Genomic DNA, 11,261 nt, shown 5'->3' on the forward strand with positions numbered 1-11,261 from the left:
CGGGAAAGTTGTACGGGAGGTCATTGCAAAGCTCCAGGTGGGGTACGCAGCGGCACGGGCTGCACCGCGGCTGCGCGAGAGTGCCTGAAATCGATTGCAGCAACAGGACGACCGGCGTCTTCCGCGAGTCGCCGCCAGCGATCGTCCACGATCGTCGCCAAGCCGGCCGGATGCTGGTCGAAATGGTGGCCGCCGTGCAGCGCGACGATCTGCGCGCCGCTGTCGCGCAGCTGCGGGCACACCGTGTCCTTCTCCTTGTCACCGTACACGCACAGCAGCTGCGACGGCGCGATGCGCGCGAGTTCCGGCAGCACCGGCCTGGCGTCGTCGGCGTCGCCCAGGTCGAACCAGTTGCGCACGCGGATCTGGAAATCGGCCTTGTGGTCCACGCCGAACAAGGCCAGCAGGCCGACCTGCGCGCGCTGCGCCGGCGGCAGGCGGTTGTACATGAACGGCATGGCGGTGGCGCCGAAGGAATAACCCACCAGCAGCACGCGTTGCGGGTGCCAGCGCTGCTGGTAGTGGTCGATGACCCGCGCCAGGTCGGCGCTGGCCTGCGCCGGCGGCTTGGTGCGCCAGAAGTAGCGCAGGCTGTCCCAGCCGACCACCGCGATGCCGCGCTGCTGCAAGGCCTCGGCCATCCCCTTGTCGATATCGCGCCAGCCGCCGTCGCCGGACAGCACGATCGCCAGCGGCGCGCCGGGCACGCGCACCGGCAGTTCGGTCAACGGCAAATCGTCGAGCGCACCGCCGCTGCCCGGCGTGTGCAGGTGCGCGGCCACGCGCGCGGCCAGCGCCGTCTGCGGCGCCGCGCCCGGCGGTGCCGCGGCCAGATCGACGAAGCCCTGCGCGCTGTTGGCTTGGGCGGTGCCGGCGCAGACCTCGGTCGGCGCCGGGGCGATGCCGATGGCGCCGCCCAGGGTCGCCGCCGGCGCGGCGCCGACGATGCGTTCGGCCAAGGTCGCGCTGGCGCCGGTCCCGGCCAGCATCGGCAGGAAGTAGCGGTCTGCGTGCAGGTCGCGCTGCAGGTGCCGGCTCACCTGCTCGGCATCGTGCCAGGCATGGCCGCAGCCGCTGCCGGCGCGCTGCAGGCGCGCCAGATAACGGTCGCCATCGACTGTCGCCACCAGCGCACCGGTCGCGGCGATGCGCGCTGCCGCGGCCCGGCGCTGCGCGCGGTTGCCGCTGGCGAACAGGATCACCATGCCCTGCGGCGGCCCCGCCGGCTGGGTCAGCGCGACCCGGCCGTAGCCGTGGCTGTGCATGGCGCCGACCGGAAAGTAGTAGCGGATCAACGCATAGCCGCCCAGGCCGAGCGCAACGCTCAGCAACAGCAGGAATTTCAGGAATTTCATCGACACACATCCATGTCGGCACAGCCGAGCGGACAGGAACCACGGGGAAGACGAGAGAGGAACTGGTGCAGGCGGACGGACGCAAGGACACGATACGGGCCTGGCCCGGATCGACGCTGCGCTGCGTTGGCTCCCCTCGGTGGACGCGGGTCGGCTGGGCGGCATCGAGGCCGCGCGTGGCTCACCCGGAACGGATCCTGCGCTCGCAGCGGACCGGAAAATCCGGCGCCGCGACGTGGCATCGACGCGAATTGTGCTTAGCGCCGACACATGCCGCAATCGTCTGCCACATCACCGCATACTTGCGGTTAAGCCAGCGCGCGCCGGCGGCGAGCGCGGCTCAGTAGCCGTGCACCGGGCGGTGCGCCTTGACCGCCATCACCAGGCCCAGCCCGGCCAGCAGCGACACCGCCGAGGTGCCGCCATAGCTCATCAGCGGCATCGGCACGCCGACCACCGGCAGCAGCCCGGAGATCATGCCGCCGTTGACCAGCACGTAGACGAAGAACGCCAGGCCGGTGGCGCCGGCGAGCAGGCGCGAGAACGTGTCGCGCGCCTGCGCGGCGATCCACAGGCAGCGCGCGATCACCACCAGGTACAGGGTCAGCACCATGGCCACGCCGATCCAGCCGAACTCCTCGCTGAGCACCGAGAACGCGAAGTCGGTGGTCTGTTCGGGAATGAAGTTCAAATGCGACTGCGAGCCCAGCCCCCAGCCCTTGCCGTGCAGGCCGCCGGAGCCGATCGCGATCTTGGACTGGATGATGTTCCAGCCCGCGCCCAGCGCATCGTTCTCCGGATTGAGGAACATCATGATCCGGTCCTTCTGGTACGGCCGCAGCAGCCATAGCCAGGCCACCGGCGCGGCCGCGGCGACGCCGCCCACCGCGATGCCCACCCACCACCACGGCAGCCCGGCCAGCAGCAGCACGAAACCGCCGCTGGCGGCGATCAGCACGCCGGTGCCGAAGTCCGGCTGCAGCATGATCAGCGCGGTGGGAATGCCGATGATCACCGCGCTGACCAGCACCGTGGGCACGCGCGGCGGCAGCGGCACGCGGTGCAGGTACCAGGCCACCATCATCGGCATGCTGATCTTCAGCAGCTCGGCCGGCTGCAGGTAGAACACCTTCAGGTCCAGCCATTGCCGGCCGTACTTGCCGGTACCCAGCGCGAACACCGCCAGCAGCGGCAGCATCGACAGCGCATAGATCAGCGGCGTCCACGCGCGCAGGCGCAGCGCCGAGACCCGCGACAGGCCCCACATCGCCGCCGCGCCGATCGCGAAACGGATGGCCTGGGCCAGCATCAGGTGGTTGCCGCCGGCCTGGCCGCCGGCGCTCTTGAGCACGGCCAGGCCGATCACCATCAGCGCGCCCAGGGCCAGGCACATCGGCCAGTCCAGGGTGCGGGCGAAACGGCCGCCGAGATCGGCCAGCCAGCGCAGGAAATCCTTCATCGTTCGTCCGGGATCTCGTCGGGGATCGGTGGCGGCGCCGCCGGCAGCGGCACCGCGGCGGCCTCCACTTCGACCGGGCCGATCAGCACCGGGCGCTCGCCGGCGGCCAGCGCCACCGCGTCGGCCGCGCCGCGCGAGCCCGGATCCTCGGCGTAGTACAGCTGGCTGCCGAACGCGGTGGCGCCGCGCAGGCTGTCCAGCGGCTCGATGCCGGCGGGCAGGCGCCCGAGCAGCCAGGCGTCGAAGATCTTGCGCGCGATCGGCGCGGCGGTGCTGGCGCCGTAGCCGCCGCCTTCCACCGCCACCGCCAGCGCGATGGTCGGCTGCTCGGCCGGGGCGAAGCCCTCGAACAGCGAGCGATGGCGCAGGTGCATCGGCAGGCTGCGCGGATCCACCGCAGCCAGGCCCTTGCGGCTGACCACCTGCGCGGTACCGGTCTTGCCGGCCATCTGGTACGGCGCGCTGACCGCGATCGCATGCCCGCTGCCGCCGGGACGCATGGTGTCCATCATGCCCTCGCGCACCGCCTGCAGGTTGCCGGGATTGTCGCTGATCGGCTTGCCCGGGCCGAGCGCCACCGGCGCCCACGGCTGGTCGAACGCGCCGCGCTGGGCCATCACCAGGTGCGGGGTGCGCAGTTGGCCATCGGCGATGCCGGCCACCGCGCGCACCAGCTGCAGCGGGGTCACCTTCCAGTCGCCCTGGCCGATGGCGATGTTGACCGTATCGCCGGGATACCATGCCTCCTTGCGGCTTTTGGCCTTGTAGGCCGGCGACGGCACGATGCCGCCGATCTCGCCCATCAGGTCGATGCCGGTCGGCGCGCCGAAGCCGTAGCGGTTCATGTACTGGTCGACCTTGCCGATGCCCATGTCGACGGCCAGCTTGTAGTAATACGTGTTGACCGACTGCGCGATCGACTTGCGCAGGTCGGTCCAGCCATGCCCGCCGCGATGCGAGTCGCCCCAGCCGCGGCTGACCCCGGGCAGGTAGAACATGCCGGTGGACAGGATCTTGTCCTCCGGCCGGCGCGTGCCGCTGTCCAGCCCGGCCAGGCCCATGAACGGCTTGATGGTCGAGCCGGGCGCCACCCCGCCCAGCACCAGGCGGTTGAACTGCGGCCGCGACGGATCGCTGTTGAGCGCCTGGAAGTCGGCGTGCGAGATGCCGTTGACGAACAGGTTGGGATCGTAGGACGGCAGGCTGACCATCGCCAGGATCTCGCCGGTGCGCGGATCGATCGCGATGGCCGCGCCCTGGTAGTCGCCGAACGCGGCGACCATCGCGCGCTGCAGGTCGGCGTCGATGGACAGGCGCAGGTCGGCGCCGGACTGCGCCGGGACCCGGCCGACGGTGCGGATCGCGCGGCCCTGCACGTTGGTCTCGACCTGCTCGTAGCCGACCTTGCCGCGCAGTTCCTCTTCGTAATAGCGCTCCAGCCCGGACTTGCCGATGTGGGTCAGCGCGGCATTGCCCTCGCCGAGCATCTCCAGGTCCTTCTCGTCGATGCGGCCGACGTAGCCGATGATGTGCGCGAACAGGTCGCCGTAGGGGTAGTGGCGGGTCAGGTACGGCTCCAGCTCCACGCCCGGGAAGCGCCAGCGGTCCACCGCGAAGCGCGCGCGCTCCTCCTCGCTGACCCGCAGCTTCAGGGTCACCGGTCGGAAACTGCGGCTGGCCTTGCGCGCGGCCTGGAAGCGTTCGATGTCCTCGGCCGACAGCGCGATGACCTTGCCCAGCTCGGCCAGCAGCGCGTCCATGTCGGCGACCTTGTCCGGGGTCACGTCGAGCCGGAACGCGGGCACGTTCTCGGCCAGCAGGCGGCCGTTGCGGTCGTAGATCATGCCGCGCCCCGGCACCACCGGCCGCGGCTTGATCCGGTTGGCGTCCGAGCGCGTGGCGTAGATGTCGTGGTCCAGCACCTGCAGCTTGAAGTACCAGGCGCCCAGGCCGAGCAGCGCCACCAGCACGCCGAAGAAGCCCAGCGCCGTGCGGCGCCGGAACTGCTCGGCCTCGGCGTGCGGATTCTTCTGCGTGCGGCGGGTGAAGGCCACGCTACTTGCTCCGCCGGCCCAGCCGCAGCGCGTCCAGCAGCACGAACAGCGGCGGCCACAGCGCCATGCCCAGCAGCGGCGCCCACCAGTAGTTCCACGGCAGCGTCGGCTCGCCCACCGCCAGGTGCACCGCCGCGGCGACGATGCGGTCGTTGACCAGCAGGCCGCCGATCGCCAGCGCCTGCTGCGACATCGGGAAGAAGCGGATCCGCGCGCGGAAGCGCTGCAGGATGAAGCTCAGGATCACCAGCCGTAGCGCCTGCTCGCCGAGCACCCCGCCGTACAGCAGGTCGGCGACCACGCCGATGGCGAAGGCGAACCCCAGCCCGACCTTGTCCGGGGTCTCGATCACCCAGTACGCCACCACCAGCGCCAGCCAGTACGGCCGCAGCGGCTGCAGCAACAGCGGCAACGGCAACAGGCCCAGCAGCAGCGCCAGGATCACGCTGACCGGGAGCACCCAGCCTTTGCTGCGGGGGCGGCTCATTGCGGCTCCTTCGGAGCCGCCGGGACTCGGGACTCGGGACTCGGGACTCGATCAGAAGCCGGGACATGGCCGGATACCGGGCCGGCGGCCGGCGCAGACGCGCCAGCAGGCACAGAACCGCGCCCTCGCGCCACCACATGCGCCGCATCGCCGTTGTCGTTGCCGTGTCCCGAGTCCCCAGTCCCCAGTCCCGACTGCTGTCCGAGTCCCGAGTCCCGAGTCCCGAGTCCCGGCTTCACCCCGAGTCCCGGCTTCAGCAGCAACACATCCCGCCCCCGGTCCAGCTTCGCCGCCGGCTTCAGCACGCCGACCAGGAAGGCGTGGGTGTCGTCCGGGCGCAGCGTGGCCACCGTGCCGACCGGGAAGCCGGCCGGGAAGCGCCCGCCCAGGCCGGAGGTGACGATCTCGTCGCCGACCTCGACGCCGGCGCTGAGCGGCACATCGCGCAGTTCCAGGGTGTCGCCACGGCCGTAGACGATCAGGCGCACGCCGTTGCGCGCCACGGTCACCGGCACCGCGTGGTCCGGGTCGGTCAGCAACAGCACGGTGGAGTGCAGCGGGGTCACCTCGATCACCTGGCCCATCAGCCCGCCGGCGTCGATCACCGCCTGGCCGACGTGCACGCCGTCGCGGCCGCCGGCGTCGAGCACCAGCCGCTGCCGGGTCGGGTCCAGGTCGATGTCCAGGATCGGCGCCAGCTGCACGTCCAGGCCGCGGCGCTCGGCCACGCCCAGCAGCTCGCGCAGCTGCGCGTTGTCCAGCGCCGCGGTCTGCAGCCGGGTCAGCCGCGCCTTGGCGATCAGCAGCTCGTTGCGCAGCGCGCGGTTTTCCCTGACCAGCTGCGCATGGCTGGCGGCATTCTCCTGCACCTGCGAGCCGAGCCGGCCCGGCAGCCCGGCCAGCGCCCACAGCGGCTGCACCAGCAGGTTGGTCTGGCTGCGCAGCTGGGCCAGCCAGCCGGCCTGCGCGTCGAGCACGATCAGCACCACCGCCAGGGCCAGGTACGCCAGCAGGCGCGGCGTGCTGGCGGCTTCGCCCGGGCGGGCAGTGACGGGAGGACCGGCGTAGGGAGGCACAGTTAAAGCCGGGATTGGGGAATCGGGAATGGGGAATCGGAAAGCAACAGCGCATCCCCGGCTTGATCAGGCCGGGGCGCAGGCAAGGTAGCGGCGGCGGCGCCGGCAGTGTCGGTGCGGAGGGGCCGTTCGATTCCCCATTCCCCACTCCCCATTCCCGGCTTCACGATCACTCCGGCGCGAAGAACTCGTTGCCGTGCATGTCCACCAGCTCCAGCGCCCGGCCGCCGCCGCGGGCCACGCAGGTCAGCGGGTCGTCGGCGACCTGCACGTGCAGGCCGGTCTCCTCGGAGATCAGCCGGTCCAGGTCGCGCAGCAGCGCGCCGCCGCCGGTCAGCACGATGCCGCGCTCGGCCACGTCGGCGCACAGCTCCGGCGGGGTCTGCTCCAGCGCCAGCTTGACCGCCGAGACGATGCCCGACAGCGGCTCGTGCAGCGCCTCGAGCACCTCGTTGGAGTTGATCTTGATCATCTTCGGCACGCCCTCGGCCAGGTTGCGGCCGGAGATTTCCATCTCCTGCACCTCTTCCTGCGGATAGGCGCAGCCGATCTGCAGCTTGATGCGCTCGGCGGTGGCCTCGCCGATCAGCATGCCGTGGTTGCGGCGCACGTAGTTGGTGATCGACTCGTCGAAGCGGTCGCCGCCGATGCGCACCGACTGCGAGTAGACGATGCCGTTCAGCGAGATCACCGCCACCTCGGTGGTGCCGCCGCCGATGTCGATGACCATCGAACCGCGCGCCTCGGTGACCGGCATGCCGGCGCCGATCGCCGCGGCCATCGGCTCCTCGATCAGGTACACGTCGCGCGCGCCGGCCTCCTCGGCCGATTCCTTGATCGCGCGGCGCTCGACCTGGGTCGAGCCGGCCGGCACGCACACCAGCACGCGCGGGCTGGGGCGCAGGAAGCGCGACTTGTGTACCTTCTTGATGAAGTGCTTCAGCATCGCCTCGGTGTAGGTGAAGTCGGCGATGACGCCGTCCTTCATCGGGCGGATGGTGGTGATGTGGCCCGGGGTGCGGCCGAGCATCTGCTTGGCCTCGGCGCCGACCGCGGCCACCGACCGGGTGCCGCCGATCGCCCGGTCCTGGCGCACCGCGACCACCGACGGTTCGTTCAGCACGATGCCCTGGCCACGCACGTAGATGAGGGTGTTGGCCGTGCCCAGATCGATGGACAGGTCGTTGGAGAACATGCCGCGGAGTTTCTTGAACATCGGGGAATTGAGTCCTGGGGAGTCGCGTGCCGTCGCCGAATGGCGAAAAAATGGGCAGAAAACGAAGTCTGCTAGCGTAACAACCCACCTGGGTGCGGGCAAGGAAAATTCTCGCTAAAACCGCGCCTTGCGCGCGCTCGCAGGGCCGCCGTGCATCGTGCGTCTGGCCCTGCCCGGCCGCAGCCGTTACCCTTTGCGCCGCGGCGACCCCGCGCGCTGCCCGCCTGAATGCGGGCTCATCCCTCCGCCAAGGCCTGCCCGATGTCCGCACTGATCTGTGGTTCCCTCGCTTTCGACACCATCATGGTGTTCCCGGACCAGTTCAAGAACCACATCCTGCCGGACAAGGTGCACATCCTGAACGTGTCGTTCCTGGTGCCGCGGATGCGCCGCGAGTTCGGCGGCTGCGCCGGCAACATCGCCTACAACCTGCACCTGCTGGGCGGCGAGCCGATCCCGATGGGTACCGTGGGCCAGGACTTTGGCCCGTACCGCGAGCATTTCGAGACGCTGGGCATCGACCTGTCGCGGGTCAAGGTGATCGAGGAGCTGTTCACCCCGCAGGCGTTCATCACCACCGACCACGACAACAACCAGATCACCGCGTTCCACCCCGGCGCGATGATGCGCAGCTACGAGAACCACGTGCGCGACGTGCCGGGCGTGACCCTGGGCCTGGTCGGCCCGGACGGGCGCGAAGGCATGATCCAGAACGCCGAGGAGTTCGCCGCCAGCGGCATCCCCTTCATCTTCGATCCCGGCCAGGCGATGCCGCTGTTCAACGGCCCGGAGCTGCGCACCTTCATCGAACAGGCCGACTACGTGGTGGTCAACGACTACGAGTCCAACCTGCTGCAGGAGCGCACCGGCTGGAACGAACAGGACATCGTCTCGCGGGTGCAGGCCTACATCACCACCCAGGGGCCGAAGGGCGCGCTGGTGTACACCCCCGACAAGACCTACGACATCCCGCCGGCGCACGAGCGTCGCGTGGTCGACCCGACCGGCTGCGGCGACGCGTTCCGCGCCGGCCTGATCTTCGGCATCCAGCGCGGCTGCGACTGGCTGACCATCGGGCGCATGGGCAACCTGATGGGCGCACTGAAGGTGGAACACCCGGGCACGCAGAACCAGCGCTTCGACTTCGACGAGTTCAACGACCAGTTCAAGCAGCAGTTCGGGTATGCGCTGTAGCCGGGAGTGGGGAATCGGGAATGGGGAATCGTAAAAGCGGGAACCCGGGTTCCTGAGACCACAAAGAACCGCGCTTTCGCGCAGTTTTTCGTTTTGGCTACAAGGCGGAACGGGATGCGCACCAGCCAAGCCGCTCTTGCCATTCCCCATTCCCCATTCCCGACTCCCCACTTTTGCTGCACTGCGGTTTGAGCCAAGGCCCGGTTTGTGCGTCACTGCCACTCTGGTCCCGGGTGGGGACCGAGGATGCGCCACGTGTCGGAACTGACTGTCGCCAACCTCCTGCAGGCCACGGCTGGGCCGTCGTCCGCTGCCGAGGCGGAATCCGCGTGGCTGGCGCGGATGCGCCGTTTCCGCCAGATCGAACCGCTGCCGCCGGCGCTGGCGCGCTCGTGGCAGCGCTGCCTGGACGAGTACGGGCTGAGCCCGGACGCCCCGCCTTCGCCGATGGTCCACGACGGCAGCGGGCTGCGCGAGCGCCAGCAGCGGCTCGAAGAGGTGCTGCGCATCGCCAAGGTGGAGATGGAGAACCTCTACGAGCAGATCGCCGGCGGCGGCTACGCGGTGGTGTTCGCCGACGCCGAGGCGACCTTGCTGCACAGCGTGCAGGACCCGGCGCTGCTGCGCGAATTCCGCGAGACCGGGCTGTTCTGCGGCGCCAGCTGGGCCGAACGCTACCAGGGCACCAACGGCATCGGCACCTGCGCGGTGGAACGCAGCGCGCTCGGCGTGCACCGCGGCGAGCATTACCTGGTCCGGCACCTGCCGCTGTCGTGCAGCGGCGCGCCGATCCTGGACCCGCACGGACAGCTGCTGGCGGTACTGGACGCTTCCACGCCCGACGCGCGCGACACCAAGCTGGTGCAGCGCCACACCAGCGCGCTGGTGCGCATGTCGGCGGCGCAGATCGCGCGTTCGTATTTCCTGGAGCAGTACCGGCACGCGTGGATCCTGCGCTTCCACAGCCGCCCGGAGTTCGCCGGCCTGCTGCACGAGGCGCTGATGGCGATCGGCGACGACGGCCGCGTGCTCGCGGTCAACGAAGCGGCGCTGGAACAGCTCGGCAAGGCCGACCGCAGCCTGCTGGTCGGGCGCGACATCTCGCAGGTGATGCAGCTGGACTTCGACACCGTGGAGCAGCGCGCGCGCAACGACGCCAGCACGCTGTGGTCGATCCGCTGCGCCTGCCACGGGCGCCGCTTCTTCGCCCTGGCACAGCCGCCGCGCCGCGACGCTGCCGCCGGCCGGGCGCGCGCCGCCAGTGCCGACAGCGGCGAGGCCGCCTATTCCCGCGAGCACGTCGGTTCCGATCCGCGCATGCGCCACAACCTGGACAACGCGCTGAAACTGGCCGCGCATCGGGTGTCGATCCTGCTGTGCGGCGCCACCGGCACCGGCAAGGAGGAGTTCGCCAAGGCGGTGCACCGCGGCTCGCCGTGGGCGGCGCGACCGTTCGTGGCGGTGAACTGCGCGGCGATCCCCGAAGCCTTGATCGAGAGCGAGCTGTTCGGCTATGCGCGCGGCGCGTTCACCGATGCCGCGCGCGAAGGCCGCCACGGCAAGCTGCTGCAGGCCAGCGGCGGCACCCTGTTCCTGGACGAGATCGGCGACATGCCGCTGCCGCTGCAGACGCGTTTGCTGCGCGTGCTGGAAGAACAGAGCGTGACCCCGCTGGGCAGCGACCGGGCGATGCCGCTGGAACTGCACGTGATCAGCGCCAGCCACCGCGACCTGATGCAGATGGTGGCCGCCGGGGAGTTCCGCGAGGACCTGTACTACCGCCTCAACGGCGTGGTGCTGCACCTGCCGCCGCTGCGCGAGCGCAGCGACAAGGCCGAACTGATCCGTACCCTGCTGCGCGAGGAGAGCGGCGAGCACCATGTGCGCATCAGCGAGGACGCGCTGCACAAGTTGCTCAGCTACGCCTGGCCGGGCAACCTGCGGCAATTGCGCAACGTGCTGCGCACCGCCGCGGTGCTGTGCGCCGACGGCATGATCCGCATCTCCAACCTGCCGCAGGAAATCGTCGACGCCGACAGCGGCCCGTGCCTGGTCAACGGCGACGCGGTCGCCGCCGACGACGTGCCCGGCCGCGTCGCCCTGGACAGTGCCGAGCGCAGCGTGCTGCAGCAGCAGCTCGAGCGCCACCGCTGGAACGTCAGCCGCACCGCCGACGCGCTCGGCATCAGCCGCAACACCCTGTACCGCAAGCTGCGCAAGCATGGGTTGGCGACGGCCTGAGTGCGCGCGCGAAGCCGCTCGGTCATGCCTCCCTCGTGCGCCATCTCCCTGAGGGAGCGCCTTCAGCGGCGACATCGAAGCCGGATACCCAGCGGCTTCGGTGTCGCGACTGAAGTCGCTCCCACAAAGAAGCCGTCTCCTGGTGCCGCGATGTGCATCTGCGGCGTTGTTGCGGGAGG

Annotated in this window: 8 protein-coding genes; 2 read left to right on the forward strand and 6 right to left on the reverse strand. The window is 70.2% G+C overall.

Translation table 11 applies throughout. The annotated features are described in order from the left end of the window. Window positions 1-20: 20 nt before the first annotated feature. The 6 genes from NRY95_18495 to NRY95_18520 all read right to left on the reverse strand — a co-directional run bounded on the left by NRY95_18495 (window position 21) and on the right by NRY95_18520 (window position 7,647). Window positions 21-1,355 (reverse strand): virulence factor family protein, encoded by a 1,335-nt coding sequence (locus NRY95_18495; GenBank protein ID UYC15667.1) that lies wholly within the window; start codon window positions 1,353-1,355, stop codon window positions 21-23. Between the two features lie 340 nt (window positions 1,356-1,695). Next, window positions 1,696-2,814: a rod shape-determining protein RodA gene (rodA, locus tag NRY95_18500; GenBank protein ID UYC15668.1), complete on the reverse strand. Its 1,119-nt coding sequence runs from the start codon at window positions 2,812-2,814 to the stop codon at window positions 1,696-1,698. Next, window positions 2,811-4,868, reverse strand: a complete 2,058-nt coding sequence (gene mrdA / locus NRY95_18505; GenBank protein ID UYC15669.1) for a penicillin-binding protein 2 — start codon at window positions 4,866-4,868, stop codon at window positions 2,811-2,813. Before mrdA ends, rodA begins: the two co-directional genes overlap by 4 nt. A 1-nt stretch (window position 4,869) precedes the next feature. After that, entirely contained in the window at window positions 4,870-5,355 is a 486-nt protein-coding gene (gene mreD / locus NRY95_18510) for a rod shape-determining protein MreD (GenBank protein UYC15670.1), read from the reverse strand. Continuing rightward, window positions 5,352-6,431, reverse strand: a complete 1,080-nt coding sequence (gene mreC, locus NRY95_18515) for a rod shape-determining protein MreC (GenBank protein UYC15671.1) — start codon at window positions 6,429-6,431, stop codon at window positions 5,352-5,354. Before mreC ends, mreD begins: the two co-directional genes overlap by 4 nt. A gap of 169 nt (window positions 6,432-6,600) precedes the next feature. After that, window positions 6,601-7,647, reverse strand: a complete 1,047-nt coding sequence (locus tag NRY95_18520) for a rod shape-determining protein (GenBank protein UYC15672.1) — start codon at window positions 7,645-7,647, stop codon at window positions 6,601-6,603. A gap of 261 nt (window positions 7,648-7,908) precedes the next feature. Here NRY95_18520 and NRY95_18525 point away from each other — a divergent pair, with 261 nt between their 5' ends. Further along, the gene (locus NRY95_18525; GenBank protein UYC15673.1) at window positions 7,909-8,841 is read left to right on the forward strand and encodes a carbohydrate kinase family protein; all 933 of its coding nucleotides are present in this window, start codon (window positions 7,909-7,911) and stop codon (window positions 8,839-8,841) included. Window positions 8,842-9,096: 255 nt separating this feature from the next. Continuing rightward, complete coding sequence (locus NRY95_18530) at window positions 9,097-11,082, forward strand: sigma-54-dependent Fis family transcriptional regulator (protein ID UYC15674.1); 1,986 nt, start codon at window positions 9,097-9,099, stop codon at window positions 11,080-11,082. Window positions 11,083-11,261 lie beyond the last annotated feature (179 nt).

It is taken from the genome of Xanthomonas campestris pv. phormiicola (assembly GCA_025666215.1).
Taxonomy (GTDB): Bacteria; Pseudomonadota; Gammaproteobacteria; order Xanthomonadales; family Xanthomonadaceae; genus Xanthomonas_A; species Xanthomonas_A campestris_A.

Bases quoted from the DNA above. Each gene is read 5' to 3' on its own strand.
- NRY95_18495 (UYC15667.1), bottom strand. From the start codon at position 1,355: ATGAAATTCCTGAAATTCCTGCTGTTGCTGAGCGTTGCGCTCGGCCTG.
- rodA (UYC15668.1), bottom strand. From the start codon at position 2,814: ATGAAGGATTTCCTGCGCTGGCTGGCCGATCTCGGCGGCCGTTTCGCC.
- mreD (UYC15670.1), bottom strand. From the start codon at position 5,355: ATGAGCCGCCCCCGCAGCAAAGGCTGGGTGCTCCCGGTCAGCGTGATC.
- NRY95_18520 (UYC15672.1), bottom strand. From the start codon at position 7,647: ATGTTCAAGAAACTCCGCGGCATGTTCTCCAACGACCTGTCCATCGAT.
- NRY95_18525 (UYC15673.1), top strand. From the start codon at position 7,909: ATGTCCGCACTGATCTGTGGTTCCCTCGCTTTCGACACCATCATGGTG.